General features: G+C 63.2%; 16 protein-coding genes, 1 tRNA gene and 1 pseudogene. 6 read left to right on the forward strand and 12 right to left on the reverse strand.

What is annotated here, in order from left to right:
- Nucleotides 1–57 precede the first annotated feature (57 nt).
- The 7 genes from ACNAOU_RS12455 to ACNAOU_RS12485 form a co-directional block, all read right to left on the reverse strand.
- A complete protein-coding gene (locus ACNAOU_RS12455) occupies nucleotides 58–1,410 on the reverse strand; it encodes an MFS transporter (protein ID WP_110506028.1) in 1,353 nt (450 codons plus the stop codon).
- Between the two features lie 134 nt (nucleotides 1,411–1,544).
- A complete protein-coding gene (locus ACNAOU_RS12460; protein ID WP_275779764.1) occupies nucleotides 1,545–2,339 on the reverse strand; it encodes an IclR family transcriptional regulator in 795 nt (264 codons plus the stop codon).
- Nucleotides 2,340–2,547: 208 nt separating this feature from the next.
- On the reverse strand, nucleotides 2,548–2,838 hold the full coding sequence (locus tag ACNAOU_RS12465) for a hypothetical protein (RefSeq protein WP_018777874.1): 291 nt from the start codon (nucleotides 2,836–2,838) through the stop codon (nucleotides 2,548–2,550).
- Nucleotides 2,839–3,064: 226 nt separating this feature from the next.
- Nucleotides 3,065–3,140, reverse strand: a tRNA-Val gene (locus ACNAOU_RS12470).
- Nucleotides 3,141–3,206: 66 nt separating this feature from the next.
- Nucleotides 3,207–4,163 carry an NAD-dependent protein deacetylase gene (locus ACNAOU_RS12475; protein ID WP_422757050.1) on the reverse strand — a complete coding sequence of 319 codons (957 nt, stop codon included), beginning with the start codon at nucleotides 4,161–4,163 and terminating at the stop codon, nucleotides 3,207–3,209.
- Nucleotides 4,160–4,663: a peroxiredoxin gene (locus ACNAOU_RS12480; protein ID WP_422757051.1), complete on the reverse strand. Its 504-nt coding sequence runs from the start codon at nucleotides 4,661–4,663 to the stop codon at nucleotides 4,160–4,162. The genes ACNAOU_RS12475 and ACNAOU_RS12480 overlap by 4 nt, the downstream gene beginning before the upstream one ends.
- The gene (locus ACNAOU_RS12485) at nucleotides 4,660–5,079 is read right to left on the reverse strand and encodes a DUF3052 domain-containing protein (RefSeq protein ID WP_018777877.1); all 420 of its coding nucleotides are present in this window, start codon (nucleotides 5,077–5,079) and stop codon (nucleotides 4,660–4,662) included. The genes ACNAOU_RS12480 and ACNAOU_RS12485 overlap by 4 nt, the downstream gene beginning before the upstream one ends.
- 381 nt (nucleotides 5,080–5,460) lie before the next feature.
- Between ACNAOU_RS12485 and aceE the strand changes: the two genes are divergently transcribed.
- From aceE to ACNAOU_RS12515, 6 genes are all read left to right on the forward strand, one after another.
- A complete protein-coding gene (aceE, locus tag ACNAOU_RS12490) occupies nucleotides 5,461–8,247 on the forward strand; it encodes a pyruvate dehydrogenase (acetyl-transferring), homodimeric type (protein ID WP_422757052.1) in 2,787 nt (928 codons plus the stop codon).
- A 184-nt stretch (nucleotides 8,248–8,431) separates the two neighbouring features.
- Nucleotides 8,432–9,676: a PucR family transcriptional regulator gene (locus ACNAOU_RS12495; RefSeq protein ID WP_413306088.1), complete on the forward strand. Its 1,245-nt coding sequence runs from the start codon at nucleotides 8,432–8,434 to the stop codon at nucleotides 9,674–9,676.
- 88 nt (nucleotides 9,677–9,764) lie between these two features.
- Nucleotides 9,765–10,694 carry an ACP S-malonyltransferase gene (locus ACNAOU_RS12500; RefSeq protein WP_018776194.1) on the forward strand — a complete coding sequence of 310 codons (930 nt, stop codon included), beginning with the start codon at nucleotides 9,765–9,767 and terminating at the stop codon, nucleotides 10,692–10,694.
- The gene (locus tag ACNAOU_RS12505; protein ID WP_018776195.1) at nucleotides 10,691–11,752 is read left to right on the forward strand and encodes a beta-ketoacyl-ACP synthase III; all 1,062 of its coding nucleotides are present in this window, start codon (nucleotides 10,691–10,693) and stop codon (nucleotides 11,750–11,752) included. Before ACNAOU_RS12500 ends, ACNAOU_RS12505 begins: the two co-directional genes overlap by 4 nt.
- A 116-nt stretch (nucleotides 11,753–11,868) precedes the next feature.
- A complete protein-coding gene (locus tag ACNAOU_RS12510) occupies nucleotides 11,869–12,114 on the forward strand; it encodes an acyl carrier protein (RefSeq protein WP_011692310.1) in 246 nt (81 codons plus the stop codon).
- Between the two features lie 133 nt (nucleotides 12,115–12,247).
- On the forward strand, nucleotides 12,248–13,483 hold the full coding sequence (locus ACNAOU_RS12515; protein WP_018776196.1) for a beta-ketoacyl-[acyl-carrier-protein] synthase family protein: 1,236 nt from the start codon (nucleotides 12,248–12,250) through the stop codon (nucleotides 13,481–13,483).
- Nucleotides 13,484–13,580: 97 nt separating this feature from the next.
- On the opposite strand, the gene ACNAOU_RS12520 is transcribed toward ACNAOU_RS12515, so the two are convergent.
- From ACNAOU_RS12520 to ACNAOU_RS12540, 5 genes and pseudogenes are all read right to left on the reverse strand, one after another.
- On the reverse strand, nucleotides 13,581–14,084 hold the full coding sequence (locus ACNAOU_RS12520; RefSeq protein ID WP_018776197.1) for a DUF3145 domain-containing protein: 504 nt from the start codon (nucleotides 14,082–14,084) through the stop codon (nucleotides 13,581–13,583).
- Nucleotides 14,085–14,323: 239 nt separating this feature from the next.
- Complete coding sequence (locus tag ACNAOU_RS12525) at nucleotides 14,324–15,250, reverse strand: tyrosine recombinase XerC (protein ID WP_018776198.1); 927 nt, start codon at nucleotides 15,248–15,250, stop codon at nucleotides 14,324–14,326.
- 62 nt (nucleotides 15,251–15,312) lie between these two features.
- Complete coding sequence (gene dprA / locus ACNAOU_RS12530) at nucleotides 15,313–16,539, reverse strand: DNA-processing protein DprA (RefSeq protein WP_422757053.1); 1,227 nt, start codon at nucleotides 16,537–16,539, stop codon at nucleotides 15,313–15,315.
- 47 nt (nucleotides 16,540–16,586) lie between these two features.
- A pseudogene (locus ACNAOU_RS12535) lies at nucleotides 16,587–17,453 on the reverse strand (YifB family Mg chelatase-like AAA ATPase); the annotation flags it as partial.
- A 76-nt stretch (nucleotides 17,454–17,529) separates the two neighbouring features.
- Nucleotides 17,530–18,690, reverse strand: coding sequence for a hypothetical protein (locus ACNAOU_RS12540; RefSeq protein WP_284975294.1), 1,161 nt, complete (start codon nucleotides 18,688–18,690; stop codon nucleotides 17,530–17,532).
- Nucleotides 18,691–18,699 lie beyond the last annotated feature (9 nt).

Genomic DNA, 18,699 nt, shown 5'->3' on the forward strand with positions numbered 1-18,699 from the left:
CGCCCCTCCGGTGGAGGGACGCCGTCCTGAGGCGTGTTGTAGCAGCGGTTCCGGCGACTACTTGGCGTCTTCCGTGCTGACGAGGTCGCGGCCTGCCGTCTCGGGGGTGAAGAAGGTGGTCACGAAGGAGATGAGCGCGAGGACCAAGGAGTAGATGGCGAGTACCAGCCAGGAGTGGTTGGTGGCGGCCAGCATCAGCGCTCCGAGCAGCGGCGCAAGGCCACCGGCGAGGACGGCTGAAATTTCACGGCTCATGGCCACACCGGTGAACCGGTACTGCGATCCGAACAGTTCAGGCAGCAGGGGGCACTGCGGACCAAGCATCGACTGGACGCCGATGGCGATTCCCACGGCCATAACTACCCATACCAAGGTGACATTGCCCAGTGTGACCAGGTAGAAGGCGGGTACGGCAATGATCGCCTGGAACAACGCGCCGTAGCGGTAAACCGGAACACGACCGTACCTGTCGGACAACGCACCGAAGGTCACCACCATGACTGCTGCGAATCCAGCGGCGATCAACAGACCGACAGGACCGATGGAGTTGTTGCCCGCGAAGACTCCCGCGGGCATGCTCATGAACGAGACAAGCAGGGCAGAGTAGATTGACGAGTTCCCGTTTTCGCCCATGCGGAGGCCAATGCCGATCAACACATTCTTCTTGGAGTGCTTCCACAAAGCGCCAATAGGGTTCTTGACTACGTTCTTGTGCTTTTCGAGTTCCTGGAAGGCAGGAGTTTCCTTGAGCTTGAGCCGGATGAAGATGGCAATCACGATCAGGATGAAGCTGGCGAGGAACGGTACCCGCCACAACCAGCCCTGCAGGACCGACTTGTCCGCCATGGTGATCAGAGCGAACGTGCCGGCGCCAAGCAGGGTACCGAGCTGAATGCCGACGAACGGCAGGGAAGCGAAGAAACCACGACGACGACGCGGCGCGACTTCGGAAATCAGCGTGGTTGCGCCGGCCTGCTCGGCGCCGGCACCGAGCCCCTGAATGATACGCAGGGTCACGAGCAGCACCGCACCCAGCATCCCGGCCTGCTCAAAAGTCGGCAGGAGGCCAATGGCGAAGCTTGCCGTGCCCATCAAGGCAATCGTCAGGATCAGGACCATCTTGCGGCCGAACCGGTCACCGATGTAGCCGAAGATCAAGCCGCCGAAGGGACGGGCAGCAAATCCGACACCATACGTGGCAAAGGAGGCGATCAATGCCCCGTCCGGACCGAGCGGCGAGAAGAACAGTGGCCCGAAGATCAGCGCCGAAGCGAGGCCGTAGATGTAGAAATCGTAGTATTCCAGGGCGGAGCCCACGGAACTGGCCAGCGTCGCCCGCCGGAGCTGCTCCGGTTCAACGACGGCCTCGTCAGCTTCCGCCGCGAAGTTTGTCTTAGTACGAGTTGTCACAAGCACTCCCTCAAAATCACCCCGGGCCCCCGTTGGCCCAGTGAGATAGTGATGGCATCACCGCCAAGATCACTATGATGAACAGAGTACAGCTTGCTGAACGCAATGCCAAGGTAAAATCAGATTTATGAAAATCAGCCCATGGGGTTGCCCAGCGAACGCGCCAACTCCTTGAGCTCTTTCACCATGAGAGCTCCCTGCTCTTCCGAATATGTGGCCTTCAATGCGGTCACGGAGAGACCAAGGCTGGGCCCATGCGCGCCGTGGGTGGGTACAGGAACGGCCAGGCAAACGACACCTACCGTGGACTCCTCATCCTCGAAAGCAAAGCCTTGTTGGCGGATCGTGGTGACCTGGGCCTTGAGTTCCTCGGCCGTCCGGAGTGAGTTGGCAGTCATGGTGGGCAATTCCATACCGTCCGGGAACATGGCCTCGATGTCGTGGTCATGCAGCTGTGCCAGCAACGCCTTGCCCACACTGCACAGCGAGACCGGCATCTTGTCACCGATATTGGACGTCAACCGCACGGCGGGATGCCCTTCGTAACGCGCCAGGTAGATGACGTGGTCGCCGTCGAGCATCGCAATGCGGACCGTTTCGCCGGAGAGCGTTGGAGCCTGCTCGCAGTACTTGTAGAACTCCTGCACTTCGTCGAGGCGGCTGAGGTACGCAGCTCCGAGTTCCACCAGCTTCCGCCCGAGCGCAAAATCTGCGCCCTGCCTGGTGATGAGGCGCGCTTCCTCGAGCGCCAGCAGCAGGTTCGATGTTGATGACTTCGGTATGCCCAGCTCACGGGACAAATCGCTGAGGGTCAAGCGGCCGGAAGGGGAATCAGCAAGGGCTTCCAGGACGGCGGCGGCGCGCGTGACGGCGGGGGCCGGCGACGAAGCGCCCAACCCTTCGGAGCGGGTGGTGCGGGAATCGGCCATGATTCTCCTTCGTCATTGCAACTCAGTGTTCAATCTGCTGAACAATACCCATCATAGTGGCAACCAGGTGTCGCTGACCTGTCCGGCTTTCCAAACCCAAAAGTTGGCTGTATATTCATTTTCGAGCTCTCCACCGCGGCATCCCCCAATAGTCGCGGTGGAGAGCTCATCCATTTCCTGTCTGCTGCTGATTGCCGGCACAGGCTCCCTATGCTGCCGCGGCGTCCTCACCCCGAAGGCACCAGCCCCCTCCTGATCCATCGCGCACCAGTTGCCACGTGGCGAGAGCGGAACGGGCGTTGTTCCCCAAGCGCACCTGGACCTGCAGGACCTCAACATCCACGCGGCCGGTTCCGCGCGGCATCCGCTTCGATACCTCCCACCAGGCAACCCTTTCGAACCATCGGACGGGCTCCACTGCGATCTTCCACTCCCGGCCTCCTCTCACGACGACGGCCGGCTCGCCTTGGGCGGTTGTGCGGATGTAAACGTGCTCCATGGAGTTAACCGTAGGAGGAGGCTACGACAATGAGAGGTCGCTACCGGCGGAAGGAGGCACTGACGGCAGATCACCAGACTCCAAGTGACGGCACCGAGGGGACAAAGGCGCAGGGAGGATAAAGGCGCCGAGGGGACAAAGGCTCCGGGCGTGAAACAACAACGTGAATTGAGCACGAAAAAGCCCCGCCCTCTCGAACCTTGCGGCCGTGAGTGACGGGGCTTCCTGGTGGGTCCTACCGGGATCGAACCGATGACATCCACGGTGTAAACGTGGCGCTCTACCAGCTGAGCTAAAGACCCATATTGCGGTTTCAGCAGCCTCTGACTTCCTCAGCGCTTCAACCAACGAACAATGACTCTACATGATCAACTGCCGGAAACACCAATCGAGTCTGGAACGGCCGGAAGATCAGGCAAAGCCCGCGCAAGGTAGTCCAATGCACCGCTGACGCCCAGCTCAAGTTTCACTGAAGCAAGTTCGTCCCCGCGGGTGATCCCCCTGTTGATGATGACCACAGGCTTGCCAGCTTTTGACGCATGGCGGACGAACCTCAGGCCACTCTGCACCGTCAGCGACGAGCCTGCAACCAACAGAGCTTCCGCGTCATCAACCATGCCGTAGGCACGGGCTACGCGGTCCTTGGGGCCGTTCTCCCCGAAGTACACGAAATCAGGCTTCAGGATTCCGCCGCAGATCGGGCACACTGCCATGACAAACGACGTGATGAGTTCGGGGTCTTCCACCGTGGCATCGGCGTCCGGCGCCATCTCCACCAGGCCGGACTCCACGGCAGCTTCAACGAAGCCTGGGTTGATCTCTTCCAGGATGGCCGCGATCAGCTGCCTGCTGAAGGTGTGTCCGTGGGAAAGACAGATCACCTGGTCGAAGCGCCCGTGCAGATCCACCACGTTGACGCTTCCGGCATCCTCGTGGAGCCTGTCCACGTTCTGGGTGATGAGCCCCGTCAGGAGGCCTCGCCGTTCCATCAGCGCGACGGCGGCATGGCCGGCATTGGGGTCGGCATGCCGGAGGTGGGACCAGCCGATGTGGTTGCGGGCCCAGTAACGCCTCCTGTTCGCCTCGCTCCCAATAAACTCCTGGTAAGTCATGGGGTTTCGTGGCGCAGAACCCGGTCCCCGGTAATCCGGTATCCCGGAGTCGGTACTCAATCCGGCTCCCGTGAGGACAGCCAGGCGCTGGCCCTGCAGGACGCGCACCGCAGGATCCAAGGCTTCCAGCTCCGAGGGTTCAAGCTGCACTGCGGCCGCAGGTGCCATGCTGGCGAACCCCGTCATCCCCACGCCTGGCCCCCGGTTGCTCATGGCTGTTGTTCCACCAAGGCCGATAGGGCCCTCCGGTACTCGTTGAAGTCCCTCGCCTGGCCCCGCGGATTGACCACGACGTAACGGATAACGCCCGCCGCATCGATGATGAAGGTTCCCCGCAGGGCCATTCCGCTGGCTTCATCGAAGACTCCGTAATCCCGGGCAACAGCTCCATGCGGCCAGAAGTCCGCCAGGAGATCGAACTCGAAGCCCTCATGTTCGGCGTAGGCCCGTTGAGCGAATTTGCTGTCGACGGAAATTGCCAGCACTGTTGCATCAGCGCCGTTGAACTGCGCAATGTTGTCGCGGATCTCACACAACTCGCCGGTGCAGATGCCTGAGAAGGCAAAAGGGAAAAAGACAACGACGACGTTTCGGCCGCGATAGTCCGACAACCGGACAGGCTCACCGTATTGGTTCAGAAGTTCGAAATCAGGTGCAGGCTCACCTGTACGGGGGCCCTGGACCGCAGCAGGTGCCTGCTGGACTTCCGTCATTTGTTCTTCTTGGGCACCAGCCGTGTGGCGCTCCAGTCTTTGGATACCCCGGCGGAGGTAGTCAGGTGAAGTCCCGAAGTAGGGGCTGCGTCCTGGATATCGGCCGGAGACACGTAGTTATCCCTTCCTGACTTGGGCGTCAGTACCCAGACAACTCCGCCTTCCTTCAGCGTAGTGAGCGAATCCATGAGCCCGTCAACGAGGTCACCGTCGCCGTCGCGCCACCAGAAGATGACCGCATCAACGACGTCATGATCGTCTTCATCGAGCAATTCCGAGCCGGTGACATCTTCAATATCATCACGCAAGTCGAAGTCGACGTCATCGTCGTAGCCGCGCTCCTGAATCAGATCCCCATCTTTGAAACCCATTCGTTCCGCCACATTTACCGATGTGGCGGCGTCGGCCTCGCTCACGTTTCCTCCTTTTGAAGTGACTTCCATTACTAACAGCCAACACCCTTTGGGCGCCTGCTTCAAGCCATTCTCCCTGCACCGGGGCACATTCCGCACCACCTGGGGTGTTTCGGGCCCGTGGCACATGCGTGCTTTACGTCACGGAAGCCGTTCAGATGTGACATACAACGCCCTGCGGGGGCTGCGGCTACGCATAGCAGCGCCGCGAAAGCTAGAGTGGCCATGAGCGCTCTGGCTGCAGGGCGATCGCCCCGCAGAATTCTACTGGGCAGCCAAGCGCTCACAAGACCTGCCCGGCGCATCCGACCGGGCTGTTGAAACCGAGATGTCGCACACGACGCGTTCACGACGGGCAGTCACCCTGCCAGACCTGAGGCGCCGATGCATGCGCCTAAAGGAAGGTTGGACGTGGCTGCAGGAGAAGAGACCTCACACATCCTCAGCGGGTTGACTGCCCAGCTGCCTGATCGTGATCCGGAAGAGACCGCGGAGTGGATTGAGTCCCTTGATGCGTTGATCGCTGAGCAGGGTACCGAGCGGGCTCAGTACATTATGCGTTCGTTGTTGCAGCGTGCTGGTGCCCGGTCGGTGGGTGTGCCGATGGTGACGACCACTGATTATGTGAACACGATCCCGGTGGATCAGGAAGCGCCGTTCCCGGGGAACGAGGAGTTCGAGCGCCGGTACCGGGCGTATATGCGGTGGAACGCTGCGGTGATGGTCCATCGTGCGCAGCGCTCCGATATTGGTGTGGGTGGGCATATTTCCACTTATGCCGGTGCTGCGACGTTGTATGAGGTGGGCTTCAACCATTTCTTCCGCGGCAAGGACCACCCCAGTGGCGGGGACCAGGTGTTTTTCCAGGGTCACGCGTCTCCGGGGATGTACGCCAGGGCGTTCATGGAAGGCCGGTTGAGCGAAGAAGACCTGGACGGGTTCCGTCAGGAGAAGTCCAAGGCCGGGCACGCGTTGTCCTCGTACCCGCACCCGCGGTTGATGCCTGATTTCTGGGAATTCCCGACCGTGTCGATGGGTATCGGCCCGATGAACGCGATTTACCAGGCCCAGTCCAACCGGTACCTGCAGAACCGTGGGATCAAGGACACCTCGGACCAGCAGGTCTGGGCGTTCCTTGGTGACGGGGAAATGGACGAGCCCGAGTCCCGTGGTCTGCTGCAGCTGGCAGCGAACGAGAACCTGGACAACCTGAACTTCGTGATCAACTGCAACCTTCAGCGCCTGGACGGGCCGGTGCGTGGCAACGGCAAGATCATGCAGGAACTCGAAGCGTTCTTCCGCGGTGCGGGCTGGAACGTGATCAAGGTCGTCTGGGGCCGGGAATGGGACTCCCTGCTGGAAGCGGACAAGGACGGGGCGTTGGTGAAAATCATGAACGAAACCCCCGATGGTGACTACCAGACCTACAAGGCCGAGTCCGGCGGGTTCGTCCGTGAGCACTTCTTCGGTAAGTCCCCGCAGACCAAGGACATGGTCGCGGACCTGGACGATGAGCAGATCTGGGGCCTCAAACGCGGCGGTCACGACTACCGCAAGGTCTACGCCGCGTACAAGGCAGCGACCGAGTTCAAGGGCAAACCCACCGTGATCCTGGCCAAAACGGTCAAGGGCTACGGCCTGGGCCCGCACTTCGAGGGCCGCAACGCGACCCACCAAATGAAGAAGCTCACCATGGAAGACCTCAAAGCCTTCCGTGACCACCTGCGCATCCCGATCAGCGATGACCAGCTCGACGCCGACCTTTACCGGCCCCCGTACTACCACCCCGGCATGGACGCCCCGGAAATCAAATACCTCATGGACCGCCGCGCCGAACTCGGCGGGTTCGTGCCCGAACGGCGCCGCACCCACACCCCGGTCACCCTGCCCGAAGCCAAATCCTACGACGTCGCCAAACGCGGATCCGGCAAACAACAAGCCGCGACCACCATGGCCTTCGTCCGGCTCCTCAAAGACCTCATGCGCGACAAAAACTTCGGCGCCCGGTTCGTGCCCGTGGTCCCGGACGAATCCCGCACCTTCGGCATGGACGCGTTCTTCCCGACCGCGAAAATCTACAACCCCAAAGGCCAGAACTACCTCTCCGTGGACCGCGACCTCGTCCTGGCCTACAAAGAATCACCCGCAGGCCAACTGATCCACCCCGGCATCAACGAAGCCGGCGCCGTCGCAGCATTCACCGCCGCCGGCACCGCCTACGCCACCCACGGCGAACCCCTGGTCCCGATCTACGTGTTCTACTCCATGTTCGGCTTCCAACGCACCGGAGATTCCTTCTGGGCCGCCGCGGACCAAATGACCCGCGGCTTCATCATCGGCGCGACCGCAGGACGAACCACCCTCACCGGCGAAGGACTCCAACACGCCGACGGGCACTCCCCCATCCTGGCCTCCACCAACCCCGCCGTCCGCACCTACGACCCCGCCTACGGCTACGAAATCGGCCACATCATCCGCCACGGCCTCGAACAAATGTACGGCGAGGCCAGTGACGATAAAAACGTCATGTACTACCTCACCGTCTACAACGAGCCCATCACCCAACCCGCCGAACCCGAAAACCTCGACACCAACGGGCTCCTCAAAGGCATCTACCAACTCGCCGACGCCCCCGAGAGCACCACCGGAAACGGAAACCGCCCCACCGCGAACATCCTCGCCTCCGGCGTGTCCGTCCCCTGGGCCCTCGAAGCCCAAAAAATCCTCAACGACGACTGGGGCGTCGCCGCGACCGTCTGGTCCGTGACCTCCTGGAACGAACTCCGACGCGACGGACTCGACGCCGAAGAACACGCCTTCCTCAACCCCGGCCAACCCACCCGCACACCCTTCATCACCGAACAACTCCACGGCCACACCGGACCAGTCATCGCAGTCTCCGACTACATGAAAGCCGTCCCCGACCAAATCCGACAATTCATCCCCAACGACTTCGCCTCCCTCGGAGCAGACGGCTTCGGCTTCTCCGACACCCGCCAAGCCGCACGCCGCTACTTCAAAAACGACACCCACTCCATCGTCGCCAAAACCCTCCAACTCCTCGCCGCCAAGGGCGAGGTTGAAGAAGGCGCACTGGAAAAGGCGATCGAGAAGTACCGGCTCCTGGATGTCAACGCCGGCACCACCGGCGGAGCAGGCGGCGACGCCTAGGCTTCTTCCGGGACGTCACGCGTCACCAGCACCATCCGCGACGGCGGTCCTCACCAAAAGGTGGGGGCCGCCGTCGGGCGTTTAAAGCTGTACGCAGGCGCTCGACGGGACGTGACGGGCAACAAGGCTAGTTGTAGCCTTCGCACAAATGGAGGTTCACCGGGCTGGGCCGTATGCTCATTCCATGGCAGAGCCCACCAAAACAACGTCAAAGCGCAAGGCAGCAACCCCGGCATTGTCGCCGGAAAAGGCGGAAACTCTCCGGCAGCTCCGCGCGAACGTAGGGCAACTGTCCACCAGCACCATGCGCCAACTGGAGAAATCGCTCCCCTGGTACAGCCGCCTGAGCTCCGATGAACGATCGGCGCTCGGCCTGGTGGCACAAAACGGCATCGCGGCGTTCGTGACCTGGTATGAGCGCCCCAGTTCACCGTCCTGGATCCTCACGGACGTCTTCGGCAATGCCCCCACCGAGCTCACCCGCTCAATCAGCCTCCAAAAGGCCCTGCAGCTGATCCGCATCGTGGTGGAAGTGGTGGAGGACCAGGTACCGGTGATCGCCCCGGAGTCCGACCAGCCGTCGTTGCGCGAAGCCGTCCTGCGCTATTCGCGCGAGGTCGCATTTGCCGCTGCCGATGTTTACGCACGTGCCGCCGAGTCCCGCGGGTCGTGGGACACCAGGCTGGAAGCGCTGATTGTGGATGCCATCCTCCGTGGGGAAAATACAGATGCCTTGCGGTCACGGATCGCGGCGCTGGGCTGGAAAGCACAGGAACGCTTCACCGTGATGGTGGGCAACTCTCCGTCGGAACCCAGTGCAAGCTACGTCAGCGAACTGCGCCGTACTGCCGGGCGATTTGCCGAGGATGCGCTGGTGGGAATCCAGGGCGACCGGCTCATCCTGATCCTTGGTGGCGTCCAGGACCGGGACACCGCTTACCTCAAACTCAGTGAACTCTTTGCCCCCGGTGCCGTGGTTTACGGTCCGGAGGCCGGATCTTTGCTGGAAGCGAGCAGTTCCGCCCAGGCCGCCTTCGCCGGCCTCACGGCCGCCCGTGCGTGGCCCTCGGCGCCCCGCCCCGTCGCAGCAGACGATCTGCTACCGGAGCGCGTGGCCTCGGGCGATGACGCAGCCAGGCGATCGTTGATCAAGAACATCTACAGGCCGCTCCTGGCCGCCTCAAACGGCCTCGTGGAGACCTTGGGCACCTACCTTGAACTGGGTCATTCACTGGAGGCTACGGCCCGGGAACTGTTCGTCCATGCCAATACGGTGCGCTACCGTTTGAAGCGTGTCTGCGACGTGACAGGCTGGGATCCCCTCCTTCCGCGGGAGGCGTTTGTTCTGCAAACCGCCCTGGTGGTGGGCCGCCTTTCGGCTCCGCCGAAAGCCGTTCCGGAACGTCATGCGTCACGTTCGCAGAGCTGAACCGTTGTAGACTTCCTACAAACTGACCCAGTGAGCTTGGTGTACCAAAACACCAGTAGATCACGTGGCAATTTGGAAAGCTGGATACGTGCTTGCAATCGTCTGCCCTGGACAGGGCTCCCAGACCCCCGGATTTTTGGCCCCCTGGCTGGAACTCCCCTCCGTCGAAGGCCAACTGGCCGCCCTGAGCGAGATCGCAGGCATTGACCTCAAGGCCCACGGCACCACCTCGGACGAAGAGACCATCAAGGACACTGCGGTTGCGCAGCCCCTCATTGTTGCTGCCGGCCTTGTGGCCGCGAAGTCCCTGTTCGACGTTGAGCTGAGCACCCTTCCCGTTATCCTCGCCGGCCACTCCGTCGGCGAGATCACCGCCTCCGCCCTTGCCGGCGTCCTCACCGAGTCCGAGGCCATGACCTTCGTACGCGAGCGTGCAAACAGCATGGCAGCAGCGGCTGCCGTCACCCCCACCGGAATGAGCGCCGTGGTTGGCGGCGACCCAGCTGAGGTCCTGGCAGCCATCGAAGCTGCCGGCGCAACGCCGGCCAACGTCAACGGTGCCGGCCAGACCGTCGCCGCGGGTACCTTCGAACAGCTCAAGGCCCTTGCAGAGAACCCGCCGGCAAAGGCACGTGTCATTCCGCTCAAGGTTGCGGGCGCATTCCACACTTCGCATATGGCCCCTGCAGTCAGCGCACTGGAAGCGCTGAAGCCGTCACTGTCGCCCCAAAAACCGACAGTCCCGCTGTTGTCCAACTACGACGGCCAGGAAGTCACCGACGGCCCTGCCGCCGTCGATAGCTTGATCGCCCAGGTTTCCCGGCCCGTCCGTTGGGACCTGTGCATGGAGACATTGGTGGCGCGCGGCGTCACCGGCGTCATCGAACTTGCTCCCGCCGGAACCCTTGCGGGTCTGGCAAAACGCGGCATGCCCGGCGTGAAGACTGTTGCAGTCAAAACCCCGGATGACCTGTCTGCGGCACTCGCACTCTTTGCTGAACTGGAGGGACAGGCATGAGCACGCCGGTACTGAAGAAAGCCACCGTCAACGAGAATGCCCGCATTCTCGGCATCGGGGCCTACCGCCCGGACGTCATCGTCACCAATGAGGACGTCTGCCAGTGGATCGATTCCTCGGATGAATGGATCCGCCAGCGGACCGGCATCATCACCCGCCACCGCGCAGCCGCCGATGTGAGCGTCATCGACATGGCCGAAGGCGCGGCGAGGGAGGCCATCCAGCAGGCCGGCATCGAACCGTCCCAGCTGGGTGCCGTGATCGTCTCCACCGTCACGCACCCCTACGCGACGCCATCCGCCGCCGCTGCACTCACCGAACGCCTCGGCGCGACGCCGGCACCCGCCTTTGACATCTCCGCCGCCTGCGCAGGGTACTGCTACGGCGTGGCCCAGGCTGATGCGCTGGTCCGCTCCGGCGCGGCCGAGTACGTCCTGGTAGTCGGTGCTGAGAAGCTCTCGGACGTCATCGACAACCACGAGCGCACCATCTCCTTCCTCTTGGGCGATGGAGCCGGCGCAGTCGTGGTGGGTCCGTCTGACACGCCGGGCATCGGCCCGTCCGTGTGGGGCTCCGACGGCAGCAAGTGGGATGCAATCGGCATGACCCACTCGCTGGAAGACGTCAAGAAGCTTGGCGAATCCGCCAGGCATTCCGACGAAATTGACGACCCCGCCATCCTTTCCGCAACACAGGATGTTTGGCCGACCCTGCGCCAGGACGGCCAGACCGTCTTCCGTTGGGCGGTCTGGGAGATGGCCAAGGTGGCCCAGCAGGCGTTGGATGCTGCCGGTATCGAAGCCAGTGACCTCGCTGCGTTCGTTCCCCACCAGGCGAACATGCGCATCATCGACGAGATGGTGAAGAAGCTGAAGCTTCCCGAGTCTGTTGTGATCGGCCGCGATATTGCGCAGGCCGGAAACACGTCTGCGGCTTCCATCCCTCTCGCAACCCATCGCTTGCTCCAGGAGAACCCTGGCCTGAGCGGCGGCCTTGCCCTGCAGATCGGCTTCGGCGCGGGCTTGGTCTTCGGCGCCCAGGTTGTCGTCCTGCCATAGACCTGGACCGGCCCCGGTGGCCTCCAGCCAACTGAATATGACTTGAAAACCCAAACCGTAACCGCGGTTTGCCCCCTTTCCGGCAGCAGCCGGTACAACAAGAAAAGGAGCCAACAATGGCTAGCAACGAAGAGATCCTGGCCGGCCTGGCTGAAATCGTCAACGAAGAGACGGGCCTCGCCACCGAAGCCGTAGAGCTCGACAAGTCCTTCACCGAGGACCTGGACATCGACTCCATCTCGATGATGACCATCGTTGTCAACGCTGAAGAGAAGTTCGGCGTCCGCATCCCCGACGAAGAGGTCAAGAACCTCAAGACCGTCGGCGACGCCGTCAGCTTCATCGCCAACGCACAGGCCTAGTCCTGACACCAGCTGTGCCGGGCCAGGGCGCTAGTCCCTGCGCCCGGCACAGCCGCAATAACGCCCAAAGATTTTCCTGCCTACCCCTGTGAACCCTGCAGGCGGGATGGCTGATCCGACAGAGAGTGATCGCATGGCACGCAAAGTAGTCATAACCGGTCTGGGGGCCACCACTCCCATCGGCGGCGACGTACCCACAATGTGGCAGAACGCGCTGAAAGGCGTCTCCGGCGCCCACACGCTCGACGACGAGTGGGTGGCCAAGTACGACCTCCCCGTCCACTTTGCTGCCCGGTGCTCCACCCCGGCACTTGAGGTACTGAGCCGCGTTGAGGCCAAGCGCATGGACCCGTCCACGCAGTTTGGCGTCATCGCCGCCCGCGAGGCCTGGGCCGACTCCGGGATTGAGGACATCGACCACGACCGGCTGGCTGTGGCCTTCGCCACCGGCATTGGCGGCGTCTGGACCCTCCTGGATGCGTGGGACACCCTCAGGGACAAAGGCCCCCGCAGGGTCCTGCCCATGACGGTTCCCATGCTCATGCCCAATGGCGTTGCTGCCGCGGTCAGCCTCGACCTCGGCGCACGTGCCGGAGCGCATACGCCGGTTTCTGCCTGTGCGTCCGGCACCGAAGCACTTCACCTGGGACTGGACCTTATCCGGTCCGGCAAGGCTGACGTTGTGGTGTGTGGTGGCGCGGAAGCAGCAATCCACCCGATGCCCCTGGCAGCGTTCTCCTCGATGCAGGCCCTCTCCCGCCGCAACGATGAGCCGGAACGCGCATCCCGCCCGTACGACATCGACCGCGACGGCTTTGTCATGGGTGAAGGCGCCGGTGCCCTTGTCCTTGAAGCCGAGGAGCACGCGATCGCCCGTGGTGCGCGCATCTACGCCGAGCTTGCCGGCACGTCGGTGACCGCGGATGCCTACCACATCACAGCACCGGACCCCGAAGGCCTGGGTGCCACCAGGGCGCTGAAGGCTGCCATGTTCGACGGCCGGATCCAGGCTGAGGACGTGGTGCACGTCAACGCACACGCTACGTCCACCCCCGTTGGTGACAAGCCCGAGTACACGGCCCTCCGTGCCGCCCTGGGGACCCACGTGGACAACGTAGCGGTCTCCGCCACCAAGTCCCAGATGGGACACCTCCTGGGTGCTTCAGGCGCCGTTGAAGCCGTTCTGACGGTCCTGGCCGTCTACGAGCGCAAGGCACCGGTCACCATCAACCTCGAGAACCAGGATCCGGAGATCCCGCTCGACGTCGTAACTTCCGTCAGGGACCTGCCCGCCGGCGATATCGTCGCGCTGAGCAACTCCTTCGGTTTCGGCGGACACAACGCAGTCATCGCGGTACGCAACGTCTAAGCAGGATCTGCAGCTGCCGCAACGTGCGACATGAAGAGGGCCCCACCAGTTGGTGGGGCCCTCTTCATTGCTATGGGGTATTTGTCGTGGGTCGCTGTCAGCCGACCTGGTGCAGCCAGCGCACCGGAGCACCTTCTGCGGCGTGGCGGAACGGCTCGAGTTCTTCGTCCCACGCCTCGCCAAGGGCCAATGACAGCTCGTGGTAGACCGCTGAGGGATCCCCGGCGCCGGACTCATAGGCATAGCGGATGCGGTCCTCGGTCACCATGATGTTTCCGTGCACGTCCGTGACGGCGTGGAAAATACCGAGTTCAGGGGTATGGGACCAACGGGCGCCATCCACCCCCTGGCTTGGTTCTTCGGTGACTTCGTAGCGCAAGTGGGCCCAGCCCCTCAGGGCCGACGCCAACTGGGCACCGGTTCCAGGGGCGCCCGTCCACGAAAGCTCGGCCCTGAACATTCCGGGCGCGGCGGGTTGAGGGGTCCACTCAAGATCGGTCCGCTTATCCACGACCGATCCAATGGCCCACTCGACGTGCGGGCAAAGCGCCGTAGGGGCCGAGTGCACGAACAGGACACCGCGGGTTGTTGCAACAGACATTCCATCCTCCATAGCTGTAGGTACGTCTTCCCCAACGACCTCTGCTTGGATGGTCTGCCTGTGCTGCCGGATGTCATGAATTTCATGATGGCCCTGACAGGCTATTCAGTTGTGTAGGTCCTTTTGACGATCTTGGCACAGAAGTAACCCTCAAGCCTGCATTGAAGGTTTCCCCATGGTGCTTTCATTTTGCCGTACGCTGCCGGTTTCCGCCAGTGCGGGGGTTGTAAGGGTCATGATCAAGCCCGTGGGTGCGCCTGTTGATAGCTATTGCGGAGCCGGTCAACGGAAACGTGGGTGTAGATCTGGGTAGTGGCGAGGCTGCTGTGACCGAGGATCTCCTGGACTGCGCGAAGGTCTGCCCCGCCGTCCAGCAGATGCGTAGCCGCACTGTGCCTTAGCGCATGTGGTCCGGTGGCTGAGGTATCGCCCAAGGCATGCAGCAGATCGCTCACCACGGCGCGGATCTGTCGCGGATCCACGCGGTTGCCCCTGACACCCAGAAACAAGGCGGGGCCGCTGCCTGCGGTCACGACGGCCGGGCGGCCACGCCTGAGCCAGTCGTCCACAGCCACGGCAGCCGGGACCCCGAACGGCACCGTGCGTTCTTTGTTTCCCTTGCCCAACACGCGCAGGGTCCTTCGGTCCGGATCCAGGTCATCGATGTCCAGCCCGGCAAGCTCGCCGACCCGGACTCCTGTGGCATAGAGAAGCTCAACCATTGCCCGGTTGCGGATAGCCATCGGGCCGCCATCCTCCGCAGCGATGTTCAGGTCCTCCACCATGCGGGTGACCTGCTGTTGCTGAAGGACCCCGGGAAGTGACTTGCTGCGTTTGGGAGCTTGCAGACGTATTGCCGGGTCTGTTGGGATCAGTTCTTCCCGGAGTGCCCAGCCGGTGAAAGCCCGGGCAGTTGCTGCGCGTCTGGCCAAGGTGGCCCGGGACATCCCCGCTTCGCTCTGCGCGCCGAGCCAACGCCGAAGCGATCCGAGCTCCAATTGCGGGAGTTCTTCAACCCCCTCCCGGACAGCAAAACCCAGCAGGCTCTCGACGTCCGCGATATAGGCACGAACGGTATGGGTGGACCGCGCCCGTTCCCCCTCCAAGTAGCGCCGGAAGCCCTCGACGGCGCCGGCCAGCGCTGTAGGTAGTGATTGTCCGTCCATCTTTCCAACTGTGCCAGCAGTCGTCCCCCAGCGCCCGCACCAACATGCTTTTCGCGGGAGGGTCAGGCATTCTTTCCACGCTTCCAGGCGCCCCGGTCCGAGACTGCCAGTCCCAACAGCCCCAGCCGGCCGAGTCCAGCGCGAACGGACTCCGGACTCAAACCTGCCACCACCGTGAGCTTCTCCACCGAGCTGGTGGATCGAAGGGGCAATGCGTCCAGGAGAATCAAATCCTCCAGGGACAATCCATCGTGCACCGCGGCGCTGGATTCCTGGTTTGCGCCGCGTTCCTGGTATTGCTGGTTCCCCTCGTCCTGGGCGCCGGATGCACCGATGGCCCCCGCAAGCTCAGCGACCTCACCGACATCCGTGACGCAAACGGCTCCCCCGTCCCTGAGCAGGCGGTGGCAACCGGCGGAATTGGCGCTGTGAACGGATCCTGGAACCGCAGCCACGACCCGGCCTATCGACTCGGCGTGATGGGCGGTATTCAGGGCGCCGGAGCGCCAACGCGCCTCCACCACAACAGTGACCGAGGACAAGGCTGCAATGAGGCGGTTTCTTTGCAGGAATCTGTAACGCGTGGGCGCGGACCCCGGAGGAACTTCGGAGATCACCGCTCCCTGCGCGGCCACCGCCCGAAGGAGATCCTCGTTGCCGGAGGGATAAAAGCGGTCTACTCCCCCTGCCATCACGGCGATGGTAGGCAGCCCGGCTACGCCTCCATTGAGTGCTCCGCGGTGCGCGTGCGCGTCGATGCCGTAGGCGCCGCCTGAGACCACACTGAAGCCCCGCTGGGCAAGCCCGAAGGCGAAGTCGCCCGTGACGGACGCGCCGTAGCTTGTACTGTCCCTTGAACCCACAAGTGCAATGGCCCGACCTGCCGACGGCAACTCCTGTTCGTGCCCCCTCCACCACAGGCACAGCGGTTCCTGAAGGCCCAGATCCGAAAGTTGTGCCGGCCACAAATCATCTCCGGGAACAATCAACCGGCCACCCAACCGCCGCATGGTCTCCAGGTCCCGGTCAGGGGCCAGGTCAGCAACACGCGGAGCCCAGCGCCTGAGGCTATCCTGCATACCTGCCCACGTTGCGGGTCCGCCCCCGTCGCGGAGGACCGCAGAAATCTCCTGCTCCATACCAGGACCGGTCCCGAGCTCCCCCGTGGCAACCCTCAACGCATCCACAGCGCCGACCACCTGCACCAGGGCCAGTCCCACTGAGTCCTGCGGCTCCATCAGCCGGGCCAACGCGGCCCGGGCTACCCGTTCTTTGTCGTGCACGCTCATTCCTGCCACTCCTGCCGTTTTCCGTTCATTGCGTTCGTGTCGTTCGCTCATGTCGCCGCCGCGGCCTGCCTCAGGCCGAGCGCTTGCCCAATATGGTCAGCATCCGGTCGCTCGCTGCGGTCCAAGTCAGCGAGTGTCCACGCGAGGCGAAGGACGCGATCGTAGCCGCGAGCGGTCAGCACTCCCCGCTCGAGTGCGGTGTCCAGGATCCTCGTGGTTCCCGGAGGCAACCGCAGCTGTCCTCGCAGGATCCTTCCCGGTACTTGGGAGTTGGTTTCGAGCCCGGTGTTCTTCAGGCGCAGCAACTGCCGCTCCCTGGCCGCCAGCACCCGTTCCGCTACGGTCCGTGTGTCCTCCTCCTGCCCGGCATGGCCGAAATCCGCCAAGGACACCCGTTCCACGTTCAGTTGAATGTCAACGCGGTCCAGCAACGGGCCGGACATTCTGCCGATGTAGCGACGCCGCATCATCGCCGTGCACGTGCAGTCCAGGCCTTTGCCGGTTGCTTTGCCACAGGGACAGGGATTCGCCGCCAGAATGAGTTGAAAGCGCGCGGGGTACGCCGCCGTGCCGGCAGACCGGTGGATGACAAGCTCACCGCTCTCAAGGGGCTGGCGAAGGGCATCCAGGACCCGTCGCTCGTACTCGGGAGCCTCGTCCAGGAACAGCACTCCCCGATGCGCCCGCGATGCCGCGCCCGGCCGGGGAAGTCCCGAGCCGCCGCCGATGATCGCCGCGGCAGTGGCGCTGTGGTGGGGATTCTCAAAAGGCGGCCTGTGAATGAGCCGCACGGCGGATGCCTGGACGGCTGCCAAGGAATGGATGGCCGTCACTTCCATTGCTGCTGTCTCCGCCAAATCCGGAAGTAGACCAGGCAACCTCTCGGCCAACATGGTCTTTCCGGCTCCCGGAGGAGTGCACACTTAAGCGTGCATGCGCCCTGACCTGCGGTTATGTCCCAAAACGGGCATCCCGTCGAGGGGACCCAGCTTACTTCTTGTGGGGCCCGTCGCTGTCCCCGAACCTGAGCGCCGCATCTCGACAGCCCTTCAGGACTTCGAGATTGTGCCGCTCGACCTCGGGGTCGTAGTCGAATGCCACCCGCAGCCGCGACATCTGTTCGAGCACCTCCTCATCGTTCAGCTGAGCCAGCCACCTGGCGATCTGCGGTTCGCTCGGGGAGCCATCTATCATGCTGATCATCTCGGCTAGATCGCCACGCGCCGATGCTGCAACCAAGGCCTTTTTGTGGCGTTCCCCGGCCGATGTCGTCGACCCCGCCGACATCGCCTGGCGCTCGTCCTCATGTCCGACGGAGATCTCGTAGCGCGTCGGAAGCCCAGGCTCGGGTGGCTCGGTCCCTGTGATCAGGCGCGGAACGGCTTGCGTGCGTACCCAGTGGGCGATCTCCTCCAGCTCCTCGATTAGCACCGGCCACCGGTCAGTACCCGGCCGATTGATCCCGACTGTCGGGAACAGGGTGACGGGGACCTTCGTGCCGATGGGTGTCTGGGCGATGACCTCGCCGACACGCAGCGGTTCCTCGGGCCGAGGCGCAAGATCACGGATTGAACGGGGCATCCGGTCGTCCTCGTACATGGCAGCCAGGCGGACCGCGGTGATCGCCGGCATCCTGTGCTTCGCATGATTGGTGTGCAGCACAAGCCGGGCAAGAGGATGGGACTGCGGCTCCATCCGACGGTGGAACGGCTGCAGGGCCTCCAGCCGTCGGGCGAGCTCTCCCCGCCCTCGCAGCGACGGAGGCCCATTGCGGGCCCGCTTTTTCTTCCAGTCCTCAAATTTCTCCCAGGTGTCCGAGGCAGGCACTTCGACCAGTTTGGCCGCCTTCGCGTCGAGGGGCGCACCGTCCAGGAACTCGGCCTCTGCGAAAAGGGTGTGTTCGAGCGCAGCCCGAAGCGTCACGAGCGCGTCGGCTACGAGGAGCGGCACTTTCCGTGGGATCGGAGCCACGCGCCCAACGACTGTGCAGCTGAACGCGGCGGTCGTGGGCACTTCGACCAGCCCGAAGATGCCCTCGGGCTGCGTCTGGTAGGCGAACAGCAGTGCGGAAACCTGTCCGATCAGCTCCTCTGCATGTGCCAGTGTGGCGGCAACGCCGAGGTGGCGGTCCGGGAGCCAGTCATGCCTCACGTCGGTCTG

Source organism: Paenarthrobacter sp. C1, from assembly GCF_049315185.1.
Taxonomy (GTDB): Bacteria; Actinomycetota; Actinomycetes; order Actinomycetales; family Micrococcaceae; genus Arthrobacter; species Arthrobacter nicotinovorans.